The organism is Amycolatopsis keratiniphila (assembly GCF_000400635.2).
Classification (GTDB): Bacteria; Actinomycetota; Actinomycetes; order Mycobacteriales; family Pseudonocardiaceae; genus Amycolatopsis; species Amycolatopsis keratiniphila.
Genome location: NC_021252.1, coordinates 2,340,345 through 2,359,724, shown reverse-complemented (window position 1 = coordinate 2,359,724; position 19,380 = coordinate 2,340,345). Strand labels below are relative to the sequence as shown.

Genomic DNA, 19,380 nt, shown 5'->3' with positions numbered 1-19,380 from the left:
TCGGGTGGAGATGTTGCACCTGCGGTATTTCGTGGCCGTCGCCGAGGAACTGAACTTCTCCCAGGCGGCCCGCAAACTGCATATGGCCGCCTCCCCGCTGAGCCAGCGCATCAAGGACCTCGAACACGAACTGGGCCACAAGCTGTTCGACCGCAGCACGCACCATGTCACGCTCACCGCGGCGGGCTCCGCGCTGCTGCCCATCGCGCGGGACGTCCTCGAACAGGTCAACGCGATCCCCTGGCGTTTGCAGGAGGCGGTGAAACCCCGGCGGAGCACGGTGTTCGTCGGCATCCCCGCAGGCGTGCACCCGGCCCTGCGGGAGCGGGTCAAACGGCTCGAAGAACGCTGTCACGACCGCTTCGAGCTCAAGCGCTGGCCGGGGACGACCCCCGATCTGGTCGCCGCGGTGCACGAAGGCAAGCTGGCGTTGTCGCTGGTCCGGATGCCGGTGACCGATCCCGCGCTGGAGATCGTCCCGGTACAGACGGAGCGGCTCGGCGCCGTCGTCCCGGCCGCCCGGTTCGCCGGACGGGACACGGTGGACCTCGCCGAATTGCGTGATCTGTCCTATATCCCGTCGGCGTCGGAGAGCATTCCGGCCTATTCGGACGATATGGACCACACCCTGTCGAAAGCAGGCATCAAGAAACGACTCAAGGTCGGCGGAACCGAATATTCGGGCATTTCCGAATTGGTGGCGAACGGTTCGTCGTTCTCGATCACGATGCTCGATCCGGCGAGCCCGATGCATCTGTTCCTGGTCGACGGCGCGACCATCCTGCCGTTCGCCGATTTCCGCCCCCAGCTGGAGACCGCCCTGGTCTGGCGGCATGATCGCGGCGAGGAGGGCGACCTCGCCGAACTGGTGGCGGGGGTACGCGAGATCTTCGCCGAACCGCTTTCGACCTGAAGAATGGTATGACCACGGCGGTCATACCATTCCGCTTTTCTTGATCATTCCCTTTGCCGCAATTCGCGCCTAACTTCGGTGGTAGAGCGAACAACGGCGAAGGGAAGCAAAATGACTCACACCGCCACCGGACCACTGGACGGCGTTCGCGTGATCGACCTCTCGACGGTCGTCATGGGCCCGTACGCCGCACAGATCCTCGGCGACCTGGGCGCCGACGTGATCAAGATCGAGTCCCCCGCCGACACCGTGCGAGTGGGCAAGTTCCGTACGACGCCGGGCATGACCGCGCTCAACCTCAACGTGAACCGCAACAAGCGCAGCGTCGCCCTCAACCTCAAGGACGAAGAGGAACGCGAGCAGGCGCTCAAGCTGATCGACACCGCCGACGTGCTGATCACCAACATGCGCCCCGGCGCGCTGAGCAGGCTCGGCATGAACTACGCCGACCTCGCCGCGCGCAACCCCGGCCTGGTCTACGCCCACGCGCAGGGCTTCCGCGGCGACTCCGACCGCGCGGGTCACGCGGCCTACGACGAGACGGTGCAGGCGTCGTCCGGGCTGGTCGACGTCGCGAACCGCGCGCTGGGCAAGCCGGTCTACCTGCCGACGATCATCGGCGACAAGGTCTCCTCCCTGACCATCGCCTACACCGTGCTCGCCGCGCTGGTGCACCGCGACCGGACCGGCGAGGGCCAGCGGGTCGAGATCCCGATGACGGACACACTGATCGCGTTCAACCTCGTCGAGCATCTCGCCGGGCACGTCTTCGAGCCCGCCGAGGGGCCGACCGGTTTCGGCCCGTCGATGAACCCCGGGCACCAGGCGGTGCACACCAAGGACGGCATGGCCTGCGTGATCCCGTACAACCCGCAGAACTTCCGCGACTTCTTCCACGCCGCCGGGCGGCCGGAACTGGCCGAGGACCCGCGGGTCAACGGCGACGCGATCGACGGCGCCGACCACGAGGCACTGGCCGCGATGATCGCCGAATGCGCCCCGGCGCTGACCACCGCGGAATGGACCGAGGTCTGCGCGAAGCACAGCATCCCGATGGCACCCGTCCTCGAACTCGACCACGCGCAGGACGACGAGTACGTCCGCGACGGCCACCTGCTCGACCTCGTCGAGCACCCGAGCGAGGGCTCGATCCGCACCATCGGCATCCCGGTGAAGTTCTCCGCGACCCCCGGTTCGGTCCGGCGCCTGGCTCCCCTGCCGGGTCAGGACACCGAAGAGGTCCTGCGTGAACTCGCCACCACTCGCTGAGGAAGAACCATGAGCACCGACGAAGTACGCACGGAACGGGTCGGCGGCACGCTGCTGATCACGATCGACCGGCCGCGGGCGCGCAACGCGGTCAACGCCGCCGTCGCGGCGGGCCTGGCCGAAGCACTCGACCTGCTGGAAGCCGATCCCGCGCTGCGGGCCGGGGTCCTGACCGGCGCGGACGGCTCGTTCAGCGCCGGCATGGATCTCAAGGCGGCGCTGAAGGGCGAATCGCCCGAGATCCCCGGCCGCGGGTTCGGCGGGCTGACCGAGGCCGAACTGTCGAAGCCCCTGATCGCGGCCGTCGAAGGCTGGGCGATGGGCGGCGGGTTCGAGCTGGCGCTGGGCTGCGACCTCATCGTCGCCGCCGAGGACGCGAAGTTCGGGCTCCCCGAAGTGAAACGCGGGTTGATCGCCGCCGGTGGCGGCGTGATCCGGCTGCCGAAGCGGATCCCGCATCACCTGGCGATGGAGTTCCTGCTCACCGGCGAACCGATCGGCGCCGAGCGTGCCGGAAGCCTGGGCCTGGTGAACCGGGTCGTGCCGAGTGGCGAGGCCGCCGCGGTCGCCCTGCAACTGGCCGAACAGATCGCTGCCAACGCTCCCCTGGCGCTGGCACTGGTCAAGAAGATCGTCCGCGCGGCGGACGGCGTCCCCGACGCGCAAGCGTTTGCCTCCCAGCGTTCGGAGCTCCCGGCGCTGATGAAGTCGGCCGACGTCCGCGAAGGAATGCAGGCCTTCGCCGAGCGCCGCGCTCCACAGTGGACTGGAGAGTGAGATGAAGCAGCAAGACGTTCTCCGGCATGTGACCACGCCGCTCACGAACCCCGCGTACGCACCGGTGGTGCCGCGGTTCACGAACCGCGAGTACCTGAACATCGTCTACCGCACGGACGCCGACGCCCTGCGCGCCGTCGTGCCGGAGCCGCTGGAGATCGGCGAGCCGCTGGTGCGGTTCGAGGTGATGAAGATGGGCGACGTCAGCGGTTACGGGCCGTACACCGAGTCCGGGCAAGCGATCCCGGTGAGCTTCGAGGGCGAACGTGGCGAGTACCTGCACGCGATGTACCTCGACAACTTCCCGGCCACCGCGTCCGGCCGCGAGATCAGCGCCTACCCGAAGACCATCGGCTCGCCGAAGCTGTTCGCCGAGAACGGCGCGCTCGTCGGCACCCTCGACCACGGCAGCCAGCGCGTCGCGACCGCGACCATGGGCTACAAGCACCACCGGCTGGACGTGGCCGAGGCCGAAGCGCAGATCACCGTGCCGACGTTCATGCTCAAGACCATCCCGGACTACGACGGTTCGCCCCGGGTGTTCGAGCTGGTCCGCACCGAGATCACCGACGTGGTGGTCAAGGAGGCCTGGACCGGGCCGGCGCGGCTGCAACTGTTCCAGCACGTGCTGGCCCCGCTCGCCGATCTCCCGGTGCTGGAGGTCGTTTCCGCGAGCCACATCCTCACCGACCTGACGCTCGCCCCGGTCAAGCCGGTCTTCGACTACTTGAAGGGAGCACGGTCATGACTTTCCGCACCGCCGCGGTGATCGGCGCCGGCACCATCGGCCTGTCGTGGACGGCGTTGTTCGCCGCGCACGACATGGAGGTCCACGTCTCGGACCCGCGGCCGGACCTCGCCGAGGCCGTCGCGGGCGCCCTGGAGGCGTTCGCCCCGCATCTCGGCCGGACCGCCGCGGACCTCGCCCCTCGCGTCCACCTCGCCGCCGACGTCGCGGAGGCCGTTCGCAACGCGGATGTGGTGCAGGAGAACGGTCCCGAGAACGTCGAGTTCAAAAAGGACCTGTTCGCGACGTTGGTCCGTGAAGCACCCTCTCACGCGTTGTTGCTCAGCTCGTCGTCCGCGATCCCCTCGACGGCGTTCGCGGCGGAGCTGGACGACGCGTCGCGAGTCCTCATCGGACACCCGTTCAACCCGCCGCACCTGATCCCGCTGGTCGAGGTCGTGCCCGGTGAGCGCACCAGTGCCGAGTCGGTCGAGCGGGCCGTGGAGTTCTACCGGTTCGTCGGCCGCACTCCGGTGGTGGAACGCAAGGAGATCCCGGGCTTCGTCGGCAACCGGCTGCAGAACGCGCTGAGCCGCGAGGCGATCTACCTGGTGGAACAGGGTGTGGTGTCACCGTCCGAACTGGACGCGGTGATGACGAACTCGCTCGGTATCCGCTGGTCGACCGTCGGGCCGTTCCTCGGCTCGCATCTGGGCGGCGGCCCCGGCGGCTACCGGCACATGGCCGAGCACATCGGCAAGTCGATGAAGAAGATGTGGGCGGGCCTCGGGCAGCCCTCGCAAGATCCCGAACAACAGGAGCGGCTCATCGAAGCCGTGGAATCCGCTTACGGCTCCTCCACGTACTCGGAACTCGCCGAGACGCGCGACCGCAAGCAGCTCGCCGTGCTGTCCGCTTTGGACAGTGCCGCCAGGGAGGAGAACTGACATGACCGCCGACTTCTACGCCTACGAGGACCTGCTGCCGGAGGAGGAGCGCAAGCTGCTGCTCAAGACGCGTGACTTCATGCGCACCGAGGTCAAGCCGCTGGTGAACGAGTACTGGGCCAAGGGCGAGTTCCCGCACGAACTCGTCGGCAAGTTCCGCGAACTCGGCCTAGCCGGGCTGCCCTACGAGGGCTACGGCGAACACCTTCCGGCCACCAGCCACCTGCTCAGCGGCATGATGGCGATGGAGATGACCCGCACGGACCCGTCCGTGGCCACGTTCTTCGGTGTCCACAACGGACTCGCGATGTACAGCATCTACTCGGGCGGCGACCAGGAGCAGCGCGACCGCTGGCTCCCGTCGATGGCGGCGATGGACAAGATCGGCGCCTTCGCGATGACCGAGCCGCTCGGTGGTTCCGACGTCGCGGGCGGCATGCGCACCACGGCGCGCCGCGAGGGTGACACCTGGATCCTCAACGGCGCCAAGAAATGGATCGGCAACGCGACCTTCGCCGATCTGGTCGTCGTGTGGGCCCGGGACGAGGAAGACAACCACGTCAAGGGTTTCGTGGTCGAGAAGGACTCGCCGGGATTCGTGCCGGTCAAGATCGAGAACAAATTCGCGTTCCGGATCGTGGAGAACGCCGAGATCACCCTGACCGACGTCCGGGTGCCGGAGGCGAACCGGTTGCAGGGCATCGACTCGTTCCGCGACGTCGCCGAGATCCTGCGCGCGACGCGGGGCGGCGTGGCCTGGCAGGCGCTGGGCGTGATGATCGGCGCCTACGAACTCGCGCTGGACTACGCCAAGGAACGCGAGCAGTTCGGCCGTCCGATCGCGCGGTTCCAGCTGGTGCAGGACCTGCTGGTGAAGAGCCTCGGCAACATCACCGCGTCGTGGGGCATGCTGGTGCAACTGGCGCGGCTGCAGGACGCCGGGATCTTCAAGGACGAGCACTCGTCGCTGGCGAAGGCGTTCGTGACCTCGCGGATGCGGGAGGTCGTCGCCTGGGGCCGCGAGATCTTCGGCGGCAACGGGATCGTGCTGGACAACGACATCATGCGGTTCTTCACCGACGCCGAGGCGATCTACTCGTTCGAAGGCACGCGGGAGATGAACACACTGATCGTCGGGAAGGCGATCACCGGCCAGAGCGCCTTCGTCTGAGCGGCGCTTTGCGCGTGAAGGCCCCCTTCCCTCGGCTGAGCCGAGGGAAGGGGGCCTTCACGCGCGGTACTTCTTGCCGCAGATGTCCTGGGCGCCGGAGGAGAAACCGTCACGGAAGGCGGCGACTCTCGCGAAACCCGCCGGAAGCGTCCGGCCCCGGACATCCGCGGCGATCAGGCTGTTCCGGGTCAGCATCTCGGCGATCGCCTCGTCGAGGTCGCCCGGCGACAACGTGAGCGCGCCGCCGTCCGTGAGGGTCGACGCCCAGAAACCGGTGAGGCACGCGGTGCGCTGCGCGGCCACCGGACCGTCGAGCCGGAACCCGCCTTCCTGCTGGACCGCGAGCGTGTAGCGCGACGCGACCTCGGCGAACGCGGCGAAGTCACCGATGCCGCCCTGCCGCCCCCTGCGCGGCGGGGTCCCGATGCGGACGAGACCGTCGAGGTCGAGGTTGATCTGGTTGGACTCCGAGCAGTACGACGCGAGCGCGTCCTCAGCCGTCACGCCGCAGGCCGCTCCGGTGGTGAGCGTCGGCGGGGTGGCCGCGAGCCGGAAGGCCTGCCGCAGACTGGTGGTGAGGTCGGCCAGGGCCTGCCTGTCGTCGAGGCGGACGTTCGCCGCGGCCGAACCGAATCCGCCCTGTGTGCTCCGGCCTTCGATTTCCCGCACGTCGATCTTCGCGCACCGCGCGGGTCCGTCGGTGAACCCGAACTGGAACGCGGAAACCCGGTCGAACGCGTTGCCGTGCGCCCCGTCGTCGTCGAAGGCGACCCCCGCCGAGTCCCGGATCTGGAAAAGGGCGGTGAGCACCTCGTTGAGCCCGCGGCCGGTGGAAACCTGGAACATGGGCGACCTGCCCTCGGCGACCCAGCGGAGGTACGCCCCGGTGTAGCAGTCGGCCTGCTGCTCCTTGACGATCGACGGCGCCGTGCCCGGCAGGCCCAGCCGGAACTGGACGGCGTGGCCGATCTCGTGGGCGAGCACGGTCATCACCGCCGCCGGGCCGAGGGAATCGTTGAGCATCGGCAACAACTCGCCGCGGTCCCACGCGACGACGTCTTCCCCCGAGCAATAGAAGGCGTTCACCAGCCCGGCGGTCGAGGTGCCGCAGACCTCGCGGCCGCGGCCACCCGAGTCGTAGGAGACGAGGGTGGCCAGCGGCCGGAAGTCACGTTTGAAGGTCGCGGGCAGATGCTCGCGCCAATACCGCTGGACGTCGGCGACGGCGTTGGCCGCGAGCCGGTCGATCTCGCCACCGTCACCGCCGACGACCGGGAGACCGGCGTCGAGCACGCCGGGTTTGAGACCGCTGGGGCCGTCGGTGATCTCGAGCCCCGCGACGCGGGTCGAGTCCACCGGTTGTGCCGCTCCCCCTACCGTCGCGGCACAACCGGTGAGGCAGAGGGAAAGGCTCACCAGAATCGTCCAGCGCTTCATCACACCATCCCGTGTCCGTGACTTCCCCGGCTCCAGGGACACGGACGGCGGCGCGATGCGGTTCAAAAGAATCTTGGCCGGCTTCTTCAGGGTAGTCGCCGTTCTGAGACCAATCACCCTTCAGTGTTGTTCACACATCTCGTTTGTTGCTTAAAATTACGAACACGTGTTCGATTTCGAGGAGTATTATGGAGTCGTGTCCGAGACCTTCCTCCCCGAACTGCCGCAGGAGCTGTGGCGTGCCGGCAAGCTGGAGCTTGCCCATGGCGTGCAGCAGTTCTTGCAGGTGATTCGCATGGCCACTGCCGGATTGGAGCAGTTTCTGGCGGAGATCGAGAATCGTGGCGTCAAAGACTTATACGGGCATGGCAGTACGGCCAGCTGGTTCGCGGAGATGGCCGGGCTGTCGCGCGGTGAGGCGGGTGCGGTGGTGAAGCGGGCCCTCGCCCTGAACCCCACCCGAGCCTTGGACGGCACCGAGGTCCCGCCTGTCGCTCCCGCCACCGCCGCGGTCGCCGCTCAGGGACTGGTCGGTGACGAGCGGATCGACCAGATCCTGGAGATCTTGAAACGGCTCCCTGCCGACACCTCCGCTGAGGATCGGGCCAGTGCGGAGAAGATCCTGGCCGAGCTTGCCCCGAACGCCGGTCCCCGCCAGCTCTCCGAGGCTGAGACGAAACTGCTGGTCTGGCTCAACCCCGACGGCAACGAACCCAAAGACCCTGAACCCAAAGAGCCGCGCCGGGAAATGACTCTGGAGCGCCGCAAAGACGGCTTCTGGAAGCTGACCGGCCTGCTCGACGATGAGACCGGTGCCCGGACCGCCGCCGCGTTGGAAGCGCACGCCCAGCCCCGCCCCGTCGACGAGTTCGGCCAGGCGGATCTGCGGATGAAGTGCGAGCGCATGGGGGACGCCTGGGCTGAGCTTCTGGATATGGCGATCGCCTGCCCGGACCAGCCCGGCACCAGCGGCTACCGGACCCTCGTCCATGTCACGATCGGACTTGAGGAACTGAAGTCCGGTCTTGGGACCGCCTGCCTGGACTTTGTCAGCACGATGACCGCCCGCGAAGCCCGGCTCGCGGCCTGCGATTGCTTGATGTTGCCGGTCGTGATGAGCGGCTCGGGTGAACCGCTGGATATGGGACGCCTGAGGCGGTTCGTCACCCCCGGCCAGAGACGCGCACTGAACATCCGCGACGGCGGCTGCGCCTTCCCCGGCTGCCATCGGAAACCCAAGAACTGCCACGCCCACCACATTCACCACTGGGCAGACGGCGGCCCGACGGATCTCCGGAATCTCGTGCTGCTCTGCGGCTTCCACCACCGGCTGATCCACCACGGCGACTGGAAAGTACGCACGGCCGCCGACGGGTTACCAGAGTTCATCCCACCCCAATACCGAGATCCGCTCCGACAACCCCGGCGCAACACCCTGCATCACGTCTAGGCCCGAGGAGCCCGTTAGCCGCCTGGCGACGGGCCCCTCGGCATGCCCGCAGTCGGTGACCGTGTGGGTTTCGGGACATCCAACGCCCCAAAAGCCACACAGTCCATCGCCAACGGTCCGGTCACGATCGAACGACCGAGCCGAGATCCTCCGGACTCGTCCACTTCCTCGACGCCGAAGACCTCCACTCAAGGAAGACCCATCACCAAGGGGGCGACCGCTTGGCAGCCGACGACCTACCGGCGACGGGCCCCTCGCCATGCCCACACCGGAACCGTCCCCGGTCGTCGAGCCTCAGTTCACGCAGCCGGCCATCGCGGGCGGCACGGAAGACTTCGACGACGAAGGCGGCGCGGCGATCGAAGAAGTGGCCGCCACCGGCTTGATCCCGATCCCGCCCGTCGGGTCCCCCACCGCGGCGACGGTCGTCGCGTTCAGCGCGGACTTCACGAACGCCTTCACCTCGGCCGGATCGACCTTCACCGCGTCGCCGTCGGACGGCGTCGGCAGGGAGAGGCTCTGCACCGGGATCGTCTGGAACTTCAGCGCTCCCGAGCTCATCCCCCGCAGCTGCTGCGCGAAGCTGAGCACGTCCCAGCCGCGATCGAGCACGACCGAGCCCTGGATCGCGCCGATCAGGGAGCTCAGCCTGGTGGGGTCGGTGAAGGTCCCGGCGTCGAGGACGGTCTTGGCCATGCTCGACAGGAACGCCTGCTGCCGCGCGATGCGGTCCAGATCGCTGGGCAGGCCGTGCCGCTGCCGCACGAAGGCCAGCGCCTGCGGGCCCGAAAGCAACTGCTTGCCCGCGGGGAACGACGCGCCGGAGAACTTGTCCTGCACGGGGTTGTTGAGGCAGACCTCGACACCGCCGACGGCTTCGCTCAGCGCGGAGAACCCGGCGAGGTTGACGGCGGCGTAGTGGTTGATGGACAAGCCCGTGAACTGCTCGATCGTCTGGATCGTGAGTTTGGCGCCCGCCTCGTTGGCCTTGACCTCGAGCTGCGGGCCGGACAGCCCTTGGGCGCGCAGCGTGTTCATCGCGGCGTTCTTGCCGCGGCTGTACGCCGAATTGATCTTGTGCTTGCCGAACCCGCCCGCGATGTCCACATAGGAATCACGTGGGATGGAGATGGCCGTGGCACCCGTGCCGCCCGCCGGGATGTGGACCACGATCATGGTGTCGGTGGTGTCGCCGCCGTCGTCGCCGCTTCCGGCGTGCAACGCGTCGAGGACGTTCTGCGGCAACGGGTTCCCGTTGGTGTCGGTCCGGGAGTCGATTCCGACGAGCAGGATGTTCTGCGCCACCTTCAGCGGTTCGCCCGCCGGGCCGTCGGGCACCTGCGCGGAGGGGGCGATCACATCGGCCGTGACGATCCCTTCGTCCAAACGGCTCAACTGCGTCCACGCGAAACCCGTGACCCCCAGTACGGCCGTCGACACCAGGCCCAGTGCGACGCGGCCGCCGATCCGCCGTCCTCGCGACGTGAGCAGCACGACCTTCTCCCCGCTTCCGTGAATGATCCCCCGGATTCGAGGATCACCGCGTTAGCTGGGAATTACCTGAGAAACGTGTCATAACCGGGTCTTAAAGCCCGTTCGGACCATTCGAAGTGATCAAGCAGACAGCCGGTCGCGACACCGAGCGCCGGACCGACCACGCAGCGCTTCCCTAGCGGGGCATCCGGCGCCAGATCGCGCGTGGCACCACGCGCATCACCGCGAACATCGGCCTCAGGAGTCCCGGCACCCACACCGTTACCCGGCCCTTCCGGAGCGCGGCGACCGTCGCGTCGGCGACCTGATCGGGAGTGCTGGAGAACGGGGCCGGCGACATGCCCTCGGTCATCCGGCCGATCACGAACCCGGGCCGGACGAGCAGCAGCCGCACCCCGGTGCCGTGCAGGGCGTCGGCCAGCCCGCTCGCGAAACCGTCAAGGCCCGCCTTCGCCGATCCGTAGACGTAGTTCGCCCGCCGGACCCGCACCCCGGCGACCGAGGAGAAGACCACGAGGCTGCCGTTTCCTTGCTCACGAAGCACATTGGCCACATGCGTCAGCACACTCACATGTGCCACATAGTCGGTGTGGACGATCGCGACGGCGTGTCCGGCGTCCGCTTCCGCCCGCGCTTGGTCGCCGAGGATCCCGAACGCGGTGACGACGACGTCGAGCGGCCCATGCTCCGCGACGACCTTCTCCAGGAGCGGACCGTGCCCGGCGAGGTCGTCGGCGTCGAACTCGACGGCGTCGACGGTCTCCGCGCCCGCGGCCAGCAGCCGCTCGGACTCCGCGCCGAGGTCCGCGCTCCGTCGCGCGGCCAGCACGATCCGGCGCGCCCCGCCCTTGGCGAGCCGTTCCGCGACCGCGAGGCCGATCTCGCTGCGTCCGCCCAGTACCAGCACCGTTCCGCTCACCCGACGCAGTCTGCCATCCGGCCCGGCGCCGGTCGGCGGTGGCACGGTTCACAAACTGCAATTTTGCAGTATCTGCATCTTTGCGCGTATCGTGGTGCCCATGCCCGAACCCGTCAAAGGTCTCCGCGAGCGCAAACGGCTGGAAACCCACCGCGCGCTGGCGACCACCGCCGTCCGGCTCGTCGCCGAACGCGGCCTGGACCAGGTGACGGTCGAGGACATCAGCGCGGCGGCGGGGGTTTCCCCGCGCACGTTCTTCAACTACTTCGCGTCCAAAGAGGACGCTGTCGTCATCGCGTACGCCGACACCGCCGAGCGGACCCAGCGCACCATCGAGAAGTTCCTTGCCACGCCGAAGGAAGTCAGCACGCCCCGCGCTTTCGTGGACGCGCTGAAGGAAGACTTCGCCCAAGTCGACGAGAACCGCGAAGAGTGGCTCGGCCGGATGAAGGCCATCCAGGAGAACGCCACCCTGCATTCGCGCGCGGTGGCCATGAACCACGACACCATCGCGCCGCTGATCGAGGCGATCGCCCGCCGCACGGGCGTGGATCCCAAGGCCGAGCTGTACCCGACGCTGCTGCTGTCCACGCTCGGCGGCGCGGTCAACGCCGTGCTGATGCTCTGGTACCAGCACGACGGCCGGATGTCCGCGCTCGACCTGCTGGACGACGCCGTCGAACTGCTTCTCGCCGGGCTCCCCGAGCCCGGCGGCCGCGCGCGCTGACGCGCCCGGCACCACAGGAACACGAAGGGGGACCACCATGTCCGTATCCACGACCGAACCACGAGAACCGGAGGCCCCGGCGGGCTCGATGGGCCGCAAACAGGTCCTCGAAGCGATGTCGGGGCTGATGATGGGCATGTTCGTCGCCATCCTCGCCTCGACCGTGGTCGCGAACGCGTTGCCCCGTATCGTCTCCGAACTCGGCGGCTCGCAGGCCTCCTACACCTGGGTGGTCACCACCGAACTGCTCGCGATGACCGCGACGGTGCCGCTCTGGGGCAAGCTTTCCGATCTGTACAACAAGAAGCTGCTGATCCAGCTCTCGCTCGGATTGTTCGTGGTCGGTTCGCTGGTCGCCGGGTTCGCCGGCAACATCGAGCTCCTGATCGGCAGCCGGGTCGCCCAGGGCATCGGCGCGGGCGGGCTCACCGCGCTCGCGCAGGTGATCATGGCGGCCATCGTGTCGCCGCGTGAGCTCGGGAAGTACTCGGGGATCTTCGGTGCCGTGTTCGCCGTCGGGACCATCGCGGGCCCGCTGATCGGCGGGGTCATGGTGGACACGTCGTGGCTCGGCTGGCGCTGGTGCTTCTTCCTCGGGGTCCCGTTCGCGATCGCAGCGATCCTGCTGCTGCAGCGCACGCTGAACCTGCCGACGATCCGGCGTGACGTGAAGGTCGACTACCTCGGCGCGTTCCTGATCATGGCCGGTGTCTCGACGCTGCTGGTCTGGTCGTCGCTGGCCGGGCACCAGTTCGCGTGGGGCTCGTGGTGGACGGTCGGCCTGGTGACCGCGGGCGTGGTCATCCTCGCCCTCGCCGTCTACGTCGAGTCGAAGGTGGCCGAGCCGATCCTCCCGCTGACCCTGTTCCGCAATCACACGGTCACCCTCACCACCCTCGCGAGCTTCCTCGTCGGTGTGGCGATGTTCGGCGGGACGGTGTTCCTGTCGCAGTACTTCCAGCTGTCGCTCGGCAAGTCGCCGACGGTGGCCGGATTGCTGAGCCTGCCGATGATCTTCGGCATCCTCGTGTCGTCCACGGTCTCGGGTCAGCTGATCAGCCGCACCGGCAAGTGGAAGAGCCACCTGCTGCTCGGCGCGGCGCTGATGACCGCGGGCCTGGCGCTGCTGGGCACCATCGACGCGAAGACGAACCTGGTCGTCCTGGGCGCGTACATGGTGCTGCTGGGTGTCGGCGTCGGCATGCTGATGCAGAACCTGGTCCTGGTGTCGCAGAACGACGTCGAGGCGCACGACCTCGGCACGGCGACGTCGACCCTGTCGTTCTTCCGCAGCCTCGGCGGCTCGATCGGGGTGAGCGCGCTGGGCGCGGTGCTCGCGAACCGGGTCCTCGCGCTGATGAGCGAAAAGCTCGGGCCGCTGCCCGGCGGTGGCGAAGGCGGCGCGGTGCCGAACATCGCCACGCTGCCCGAACCGGTCGCGAACGTCGTCCGCGAGGCCTACGGGGAGGCGACCAGCGAGTTGTTCCTGATCAGCGCGCCGATCGCGCTGCTGGTGATCGTCGCCGTCGCCTTCCTCAAGCACAAGCCGCTCAAGACCCAGTCGGGCAACGAGCGGCTGGCCGAGGAGACCGCCGCCGCCTGATCGCCACGACGGAGGGGCCCGGTTCGCGGAACCGGGCCCCTCTTTTCGCGCGCACGAAGAACACGGTGGAAATTCGATGAACGCGAGCACGTGGTTTCAGGCAGCGTTGCCGACGCGAATCAAGTGGCGTCGTTCGCTGCCGGTCAGCCCGCCGAAAACGCCGTGGGCCAATCCGTTGTCCACGGCATAGGCCAGACAGGCCGATACGACCGGGCACCGCGCGCAGACGGCCTTCGCCCTGGCCGCTTGACGTGCGCCGGGGCCGGTTTCGGTGACCGGGAAGAACAGTTCGGGATCCTCACCGCGGCAAGCGGCCTCACTCAGGTCACCCGCCATCCTCATTTCCATTTTCCTATCACCTCCTTTTTTCCGATTTTCCCTTCCCCGTCAAACGACTTCCGGGTATCCGTCCTCGTACGCACCGCAAACATCACCTTGACCGAATCGTTACACTCAGCGGCCCGCTCACTGCACCTGTCCTGTGAGGGCATTCGCGTCAGGCGGCTGAGAGCGGTGAGTGCGGGTGATGGGCCACGAAGGGTTCGACGAGTTCTTCCACGCCGAATTTCCGCTGCTCACCGGCTTTCTGTGCAAGGCGGGCTTCGCGCTGGACCCGGCGCGCGACGCGGCCGCGGAGGCGATGCTCAACGCCTACGAAGACTGGCAGGGCATCACCCAGCCGGAGGCGTGGGTCCGCCGCGTCGGGCTTCGCCGGGCGAAGGAGCAGACCGCGGTCCGGGCCGATTGGGCCTCCGCCGACGCCGGCCGGGAAGACAAGCTCACCGCTCTCGCCGACGAGGCGTCGGCCGTCCTGACGATGCTGGGGAGCCTGCCGAAACGCCAGCAACTGGCCATGGCCTGGACGATGGACGGCTATTCGGCGCGGGAGATCGCCGGGGTGCTCGGGATCGCCGGCGAGGCGGTCGGCGCGACCCTGCGCCACGCGCGGGGCCGGCTGGCGGAGCACGATCCCGGGTTCGCCGACCGGCTGGACGGCGCCAACGGCGCCTTCCTCGACGCCCTGCGGATGGGACTCGACGCCGAAGACACCCTCGCCCGGATCAAGAACCGCGCGATGGTCCGGGAACTCGCCCTGGTCGCCCCCGGAACCCCGGCGGAGTCGGAACCCGAACAGGTGACGCCGTCGCAGTGGTACACCCTCGACGAACCCGTCGCGGCCGCCGGGAAAGGCGACCCGCGCGCGCTGAACCAGCTGCTGACCACCGTGCGGCCGCTCGTGATCAGGTACTGCCGGTCACGGATCGGCAGACAGGAACGGACGTACGCCTCGGCGGACGACGTCGCGCAGGAGGTCTGCGTGGCGATCCTGCGCGCGCTGCCGACCTATCGCGAACGGGGGCGGCCGTTCCTCGCCTTCGTCTACGGCATCGCCCAGCACAAGGTCGCCGACGCCCGCCGTGCCGCCGCCCGCAACCGCACGGAGCCCGTCGCCGAAGTCCCCGACGGGATCTCGGAATCCGTGGGCCCGGAACAGCGGGCGCTGCACAACGAATTGAGCGACCGGATGGGTGAACTGCTGCGGATCCTGCCGGACAAGCAGCGGGAGATCGTCGTGTTGCGGATCGTCGTGGGCCTGTCCGCGGAGGAGACCGCCGCCGTGGTCGGCTCGACGGCCGGAGCCGTGCGGGTGGCGCAGCACCGCGCTTTGACGCGGTTGCGGAAGATCCTCGCCGAAGAGTGAAGGTGGCGGCACGACTCAAGGGCGGCAGCGTTCCGCGCTCGCCGCGGCCGTCTTCAGCTCCGGTGCGCCCAGGACGGCCGCGACCGGGTCGAGCGCGCCGTGCGTGTCCTTCTGAGCGGCGAGGAGCCCTTCCACGGCACGGCTTTGCGCCGCGGTGTCGTTCGCACCCGCAGCGTCCAGAGCCGCCTTCGCTTTCACGGTCTTGTCGCGCGCCGAGGTGTACTTCGCGAGGAACTCCCGCTTCGCCGCGTCTCCGGCCGGAACCGGAGCGGCGGGCAGCGCGCCGAGGCCGTCGACCGTCTCGGCCAGGATCGCGGCGTAATGCCCGAGCTGGTCGCTCGTGCTCTTCTTGACGGCCTCCAGGGTCTCACCGCTCGCCGACGACATCTTGTTGTTGCCGTCGATGAAGTCCTTGACCGCGCCGCAGAAGCCGTTCATCCAGGCCACCGCCGCAGACTGCGAAGGCGCCGCCTCCTGGGCCGCCGGCGCCGGATCCGGCGCGCAGCCGCTCAGGACCGCCGCCGCCAGTGCGACTCCCGCCAGGGCCGATGTCTTGTGGGCAGCGCACATGTCCGTTCCCCTTTCCGCCGTCCGGTGTTCCCGGCGGCGTGAGGACGGTGACATGGCGCTACGCGCGCGGTCTGCGTCATCTGACTCAGAACGACACCCCGCCCTCGAACTCGTAACGTTCGGGGCACGGCGACCGGACGGCGTAACGGGGTGCGGGCAGGTGGCGAGTACCGCTTTACCCCTGTTCGCTTCGAGGGCACCCAGCCGAAGAGGTAGCACCATGGCCATCAAGATCATCGCAGCACGGCTCGAAGGTGGGAAGTTCCACGAAAGCATCACGAAGCTGCGCTGGGTCAACCCCGGCAGCGGCGAGACCGGCGAGAGTTTCGTTTCGGCGATCGTGGCGTGGCTCGAGGACGACGACGGGAAGGCCTACGTGGACGAGGGGATCCACCGGGTGGCCGTGGAGATCATCAAGCCGACCTTCGGCCCGAAATTCCTCCGCACGCGCGCGGACGGGATCTGGAAGAACAACCTGCTGGAGCTTCCCCGCTTCTGAGACGGCGGGCCGGTAAATCCGGAGACGGGCACATGAGCGCTCTGTTAGGTTGAGCGAGCACTCCCGGTGCGCGGGTAACGGTTACTTCCTCTTTCACAGGCACCGTTACCGACAATTTCTCGGGAGCCACAATTCCGGATGTGCCCGGTGCGCAGGCGACGGTTACTTCCTTTATCCAAGGGTCGCGGGTTCGAGCCCCGCCCGGCGGTCATCCCGCCGGTAGCTCAGTCGGTAGAGCATTGGACCACCACCGTCACCGACTTTTTCTCGGGCCTCATCCGGAATCGCGGCTTCCCTCGAACGAAACGAGAGTCGAGGGTGTCGAAGTTCAACACCACCGGTACACGGCCGGCCACGAGCTCACCGATCGTCGGTGAGCGGCGCCCCGGCGGCGTCACCCACCAAGGCGGAGACGGCTACGCGCGGGACACCAAGTCCGAGCTGTTCCTGCTCGCCGTCACCAACATGGTCGGCGAGAACACCTTCTACGAGACCGGCGACCAGCGCGACGCGCGGTACGCGGACCTCGTCCGGGAGACGGCACTGGCCGACCCCGAGTGGACCGCGCGGTTCCTGCGCTGGCTCCGCTCGGAGGCGAACATGCGGACCGCCGCGATCGTCGGCGCCGCCGAATACGTCCGCGCCCGGCTCGCCGGTGACCCGTCGTATGTCGCCCCCGTCGCCAACCGCGCCGTCGTCGGCTCGGTGCTCCAGCGCGCCGACGAACCCGGCGAACTGCTCGCGTACTGGACCTCCCTGTACGGCAAGAGGATCCCGAAGCCGCTCAAGCGTGGCATCGCGGACGCGGCCGTCCGGCTCTTCGACGAGAAGTCGTTCCTCAAGTGGGACTCCGGCGCCCGCGCCTTCCGGTTCGCGGACGTCCTCGGCCTGGCCCACCCGGACCCGAAGGACCCGGTGCAGGACGCCCTGTTCGAGCACATCGTCGACGTCCGGTTCAACCCCGGCCGCGAGATCCCCGCCGAACTGGAGGTCCTCGGCGCCCGCGCGGAGCTCATGGCGTGGGACAAGGAGAAGCGGCGCGCTCTCTTCAGCCGCCCCGAACTCGACACCGCGCGGTCCGTCCTCCGGCGGGCCGGTATGACGTGGGAGTCCCTGGCGGGCTGGCTGCAGGGCCCGATGGACGCGCGCGCTTGGGAAGCCGTGATCCCTTCCATGGGCTACATGGCGCTGCTTCGGAACCTCCGGAACTTCGACGAGGCCGGTGTGTCCGACGAGGTCGCCGAAGGGGTCGCGGCGCGATTGGCCGATCCGGACCAGGTCGCGAAGTCGCGGCAGTTCCCGATGAGGTTCCTCTCCGCGTACCGGGCGGCGCCGTCGCTTCGCTGGTCGTACGCGCTGGAAAAGGCGATCGCCCAGTCGCTGGCGAACGTGCCGCGGCTCGCCGGGCGGACGCTGATCTTCGTCGACACCTCGGGTTCGATGAACGCGGGTTTCAGCAAGGACGGCACGCTGATGCGCTGGGACGCGGCCGCGATCTTCGGGATCGCGCTCGGCGCCCGCTGCGAGACGGCGGACGTCGTGTCGTTCTCGAACGGCTACTACGGCGGCACCGGCTCGAAGTCCTTCGACGTGCCCGCCGGCGAGTCGCTGCTGCGTGGGCTCGACCGATGGAAGAACGGCGGCTACTTCATCGGCGCGGGCACCGACACCGTCGGCGCGATCCAGCGTCACCTGCGTCCCGGCCACCACGACCGGGTGGTGATCCTGACCGACGAACAGCACTCGTCCGGCAACGTCGGCCAGGCCGTGCCGAAGGACACTGCGTTGTACACGTGGAACCTCGCGGGCTACGAGCGCGGCCACTCGACGTCCGGGCGGGGTAACCGGCACACCTTCGGCGGCCTCACGGACGCCGCTTTCACGATGATCCCGCTCCTCGAAGCGGGGCGGAACGCGGACTGGCCGTTCTGAGTCGCGTTCAGGCGCCGAGGCGGCTGTAGAGCCGTGCCGCGAGTGTGGCGGCGAGCTGGTTGAGTTGTCCGGCGGGGTTGTGGAGGGCGTACTGGCCCAGCAGTTCCGCGACGACGTGGGCCTCGGTCTCCGACAGCAGCGCGACGCAGCGTTCGCGGCGGCCCTGCTCGGCCAAGCGCTTGAGGGCGGCGACGTACTCCTCGTGGTCGCGCACCCCGGTCAGGCCGAACGGGTCCTGCCGTGCGGTCGAGTCGGTCATCCCGCTTGCCCTTTCGAGTGATGTCGTTCGTCGCCGTCCCCGCATCGACCTGCGGATCTGTCGCGCCGGGGATTCTTCACACCCAGGCAGCAGAAAATCTATGCTGGCGAAGGTAGACATTCAACTTCGGGTGGGTGTAGTGTTCTTCTCGTACCGAGAGAGACAACGTCAAGCAGGCGCGGGAGATAACGGAACTGCCCGCGGAGTGAGACAAGACGGTCAGGCAGGACGAAGCCGATCAGTGAACAGGTTTCGGCTGGTGACCGGAGAAGTACCGGGATCGGGATGTGAACACGTGAACAGCAAGGCCGATCCCGGCGGAACAGTGCAGTTGCAGTGAACGCAGTGCGAAGTTGCAGTACCCGGTAAGAGAGAAACACAGGAAAGAAGGGACAGGGACCATCATTGGATCGCCCGCGGCGGCTGGGCAGTAATGCCGCGCGGGTACCGCAGGCCCATCGGATTGGAAGGTGGTTCTCGGTTACGAATCAGCGATCTCCGCATCGTCCGCCTCTCGGACGGACACCGCGGATGCACACCACCGGCCTCACGGTCGGTAGACAATGGTGAAACCCGACCCTGGGACCCCGGGCGCCGCACGTGGCGCCCGGGGTCCCTTGTGATGTGGAGGTGGAATGATTCCTGACCAACGCGAGACCCCGGCCACCGTTTCCGGTGGTGCCGACAAGTTCGACGACGACCACTACCCCGCCTACACGATGGGCCGCGCCGCGGACATGCTGGGCGCCACCCAGAACTTCTTGCGCAGCCTCGACGAAGCCGGGCTGATCACACCCCAGCGCTCGGCAGGCGGGCACCGCCGCTACTCCCGGCACCAGCTGCGCATCGCCGCCCGCGTACGGGAACTGGTCGATCAAGGCACGGCTGTCGACGCCGCGTGCCGCATCGTCTCCCTCGAAGACCAGCTCCACGAAGCCCAGCGCCAGAACGACGAACTCCGCACCGCCGAATAAGGAGTCAGGT

19 protein-coding genes are annotated in these 19,380 nt (G+C 68.2%); 13 read left to right on the top strand and 6 right to left on the bottom strand.

Annotated elements, in window-relative coordinates; translation table 11 throughout:
- The first annotated feature begins 4 nt into the window (after positions 1 to 4).
- From AORI_RS51995 to AORI_RS51970, 6 genes are all read left to right on the top strand, one after another.
- The gene (locus tag AORI_RS51995) at positions 5 to 913 is read left to right on the top strand and encodes a LysR family transcriptional regulator (protein WP_016332583.1); all 909 of its coding nucleotides are present in this window, start codon (positions 5 to 7) and stop codon (positions 911 to 913) included.
- 111 nt (positions 914 to 1,024) lie between these two features.
- Positions 1,025 to 2,182, top strand: coding sequence for a CaiB/BaiF CoA transferase family protein (locus AORI_RS51990; protein WP_016332582.1), 1,158 nt, complete (start codon positions 1,025 to 1,027; stop codon positions 2,180 to 2,182).
- A 9-nt stretch (positions 2,183 to 2,191) separates the two neighbouring features.
- The gene (locus AORI_RS51985) at positions 2,192 to 2,959 is read left to right on the top strand and encodes a crotonase/enoyl-CoA hydratase family protein (RefSeq protein ID WP_016332581.1); all 768 of its coding nucleotides are present in this window, start codon (positions 2,192 to 2,194) and stop codon (positions 2,957 to 2,959) included.
- Position 2,960: 1 nt separating this feature from the next.
- On the top strand, positions 2,961 to 3,707 hold the full coding sequence (locus AORI_RS51980) for an acetoacetate decarboxylase (RefSeq protein ID WP_016332580.1): 747 nt from the start codon (positions 2,961 to 2,963) through the stop codon (positions 3,705 to 3,707).
- Complete coding sequence (locus AORI_RS51975; RefSeq protein WP_016332579.1) at positions 3,704 to 4,633, top strand: 3-hydroxyacyl-CoA dehydrogenase NAD-binding domain-containing protein; 930 nt, start codon at positions 3,704 to 3,706, stop codon at positions 4,631 to 4,633. The genes AORI_RS51980 and AORI_RS51975 overlap by 4 nt, the downstream gene beginning before the upstream one ends.
- A gap of 1 nt (position 4,634) precedes the next feature.
- Positions 4,635 to 5,804: an acyl-CoA dehydrogenase family protein gene (locus AORI_RS51970; RefSeq protein ID WP_016332578.1), complete on the top strand. Its 1,170-nt coding sequence runs from the start codon at positions 4,635 to 4,637 to the stop codon at positions 5,802 to 5,804.
- A gap of 57 nt (positions 5,805 to 5,861) precedes the next feature.
- Here AORI_RS51970 and AORI_RS51965 read toward each other — a convergent pair whose 3' ends face one another.
- Positions 5,862 to 7,160 carry a neutral zinc metallopeptidase gene (locus AORI_RS51965; RefSeq protein WP_016332577.1) on the bottom strand — a complete coding sequence of 433 codons (1,299 nt, stop codon included), beginning with the start codon at positions 7,158 to 7,160 and terminating at the stop codon, positions 5,862 to 5,864.
- A gap of 277 nt (positions 7,161 to 7,437) precedes the next feature.
- On the opposite strand from AORI_RS51965, the gene AORI_RS51960 reads away from it, so the two are divergent.
- Positions 7,438 to 8,691 (top strand): HNH endonuclease signature motif containing protein, encoded by a 1,254-nt coding sequence (locus AORI_RS51960; protein WP_043848677.1) that lies wholly within the window; start codon positions 7,438 to 7,440, stop codon positions 8,689 to 8,691.
- 294 nt (positions 8,692 to 8,985) lie between these two features.
- Here the strand turns inward: AORI_RS51960 and AORI_RS51955 are convergent, their stop codons facing one another.
- Both AORI_RS51955 and AORI_RS51950 read right to left on the bottom strand, forming a co-directional pair.
- Positions 8,986 to 10,185: an LCP family protein gene (locus tag AORI_RS51955; RefSeq protein WP_016332575.1), complete on the bottom strand. Its 1,200-nt coding sequence runs from the start codon at positions 10,183 to 10,185 to the stop codon at positions 8,986 to 8,988.
- A 175-nt stretch (positions 10,186 to 10,360) separates the two neighbouring features.
- The gene (locus tag AORI_RS51950; RefSeq protein WP_016332574.1) at positions 10,361 to 11,104 is read right to left on the bottom strand and encodes a decaprenylphospho-beta-D-erythro-pentofuranosid-2-ulose 2-reductase; all 744 of its coding nucleotides are present in this window, start codon (positions 11,102 to 11,104) and stop codon (positions 10,361 to 10,363) included.
- Positions 11,105 to 11,204: 100 nt separating this feature from the next.
- Between AORI_RS51950 and AORI_RS51945 the strand changes: the two genes are divergently transcribed.
- Together AORI_RS51945 and AORI_RS51940 are read left to right on the top strand one after the other, a co-directional pair.
- Positions 11,205 to 11,831, top strand: a complete 627-nt coding sequence (locus AORI_RS51945) for a TetR/AcrR family transcriptional regulator (protein ID WP_016332573.1) — start codon at positions 11,205 to 11,207, stop codon at positions 11,829 to 11,831.
- Positions 11,832 to 11,919: 88 nt separating this feature from the next.
- Positions 11,920 to 13,434, top strand: coding sequence for an MDR family MFS transporter (locus AORI_RS51940; protein WP_016332572.1), 1,515 nt, complete (start codon positions 11,920 to 11,922; stop codon positions 13,432 to 13,434).
- A 96-nt stretch (positions 13,435 to 13,530) separates the two neighbouring features.
- Here AORI_RS51940 and AORI_RS51935 read toward each other — a convergent pair whose 3' ends face one another.
- Positions 13,531 to 13,782, bottom strand: a complete 252-nt coding sequence (locus AORI_RS51935; RefSeq protein ID WP_016332571.1) for a WhiB family transcriptional regulator — start codon at positions 13,780 to 13,782, stop codon at positions 13,531 to 13,533.
- A gap of 178 nt (positions 13,783 to 13,960) precedes the next feature.
- On the opposite strand from AORI_RS51935, the gene shbA reads away from it, so the two are divergent.
- Positions 13,961 to 15,136 (top strand): RNA polymerase sigma factor ShbA, encoded by a 1,176-nt coding sequence (gene shbA / locus AORI_RS84670; protein WP_016332570.1) that lies wholly within the window; start codon positions 13,961 to 13,963, stop codon positions 15,134 to 15,136.
- A gap of 15 nt (positions 15,137 to 15,151) precedes the next feature.
- On the opposite strand, the gene AORI_RS51925 is transcribed toward shbA, so the two are convergent.
- Positions 15,152 to 15,706 (bottom strand): hypothetical protein, encoded by a 555-nt coding sequence (locus tag AORI_RS51925; protein ID WP_016332569.1) that lies wholly within the window; start codon positions 15,704 to 15,706, stop codon positions 15,152 to 15,154.
- 220 nt (positions 15,707 to 15,926) lie between these two features.
- Here AORI_RS51925 and AORI_RS51920 point away from each other — a divergent pair, with 220 nt between their 5' ends.
- A complete protein-coding gene (locus AORI_RS51920) occupies positions 15,927 to 16,205 on the top strand; it encodes a DUF3892 domain-containing protein (protein ID WP_016332568.1) in 279 nt (92 codons plus the stop codon).
- A gap of 318 nt (positions 16,206 to 16,523) precedes the next feature.
- Positions 16,524 to 18,137 carry a TROVE domain-containing protein gene (locus AORI_RS51915; protein WP_016332567.1) on the top strand — a complete coding sequence of 538 codons (1,614 nt, stop codon included), beginning with the start codon at positions 16,524 to 16,526 and terminating at the stop codon, positions 18,135 to 18,137.
- 7 nt (positions 18,138 to 18,144) lie between these two features.
- On the opposite strand, the gene AORI_RS51910 is transcribed toward AORI_RS51915, so the two are convergent.
- Positions 18,145 to 18,396 (bottom strand): hypothetical protein, encoded by a 252-nt coding sequence (locus AORI_RS51910; RefSeq protein WP_016332566.1) that lies wholly within the window; start codon positions 18,394 to 18,396, stop codon positions 18,145 to 18,147.
- Between the two features lie 635 nt (positions 18,397 to 19,031).
- Here AORI_RS51910 and AORI_RS51905 point away from each other — a divergent pair.
- Positions 19,032 to 19,370 (top strand): MerR family transcriptional regulator, encoded by a 339-nt coding sequence (locus tag AORI_RS51905; protein WP_016332565.1) that lies wholly within the window; start codon positions 19,032 to 19,034, stop codon positions 19,368 to 19,370.
- The last annotated feature ends 10 nt before the right edge of the window (positions 19,371 to 19,380 follow it).

Coding starts and splice junctions, on each gene's coding strand:
- AORI_RS51940 (WP_016332572.1), top strand. CDS start 11,920: ATGGGCCGCAAACAGGTCCTCGAAGCGATGTCGGGGCTGATGATGGGC.
- shbA (WP_016332570.1), top strand. CDS start 13,961: ATGGGCCACGAAGGGTTCGACGAGTTCTTCCACGCCGAATTTCCGCTG.
- AORI_RS51985 (WP_016332581.1), top strand. CDS start 2,192: ATGAGCACCGACGAAGTACGCACGGAACGGGTCGGCGGCACGCTGCTG.
- AORI_RS51925 (WP_016332569.1), bottom strand. CDS start 15,706: ATGTGCGCTGCCCACAAGACATCGGCCCTGGCGGGAGTCGCACTGGCG.
- AORI_RS51945 (WP_016332573.1), top strand. CDS start 11,205: ATGCCCGAACCCGTCAAAGGTCTCCGCGAGCGCAAACGGCTGGAAACC.
- AORI_RS51970 (WP_016332578.1), top strand. CDS start 4,635: ATGACCGCCGACTTCTACGCCTACGAGGACCTGCTGCCGGAGGAGGAG.
- AORI_RS51980 (WP_016332580.1), top strand. CDS start 2,961: ATGAAGCAGCAAGACGTTCTCCGGCATGTGACCACGCCGCTCACGAAC.
- AORI_RS51990 (WP_016332582.1), top strand. CDS start 1,025: ATGACTCACACCGCCACCGGACCACTGGACGGCGTTCGCGTGATCGAC.
- AORI_RS51935 (WP_016332571.1), bottom strand. CDS start 13,782: ATGGAAATGAGGATGGCGGGTGACCTGAGTGAGGCCGCTTGCCGCGGT.
- AORI_RS51920 (WP_016332568.1), top strand. CDS start 15,927: ATGGCCATCAAGATCATCGCAGCACGGCTCGAAGGTGGGAAGTTCCAC.
- AORI_RS51910 (WP_016332566.1), bottom strand. CDS start 18,396: ATGACCGACTCGACCGCACGGCAGGACCCGTTCGGCCTGACCGGGGTG.
- AORI_RS51975 (WP_016332579.1), top strand. CDS start 3,704: ATGACTTTCCGCACCGCCGCGGTGATCGGCGCCGGCACCATCGGCCTG.
- AORI_RS51905 (WP_016332565.1), top strand. CDS start 19,032: ATGATTCCTGACCAACGCGAGACCCCGGCCACCGTTTCCGGTGGTGCC.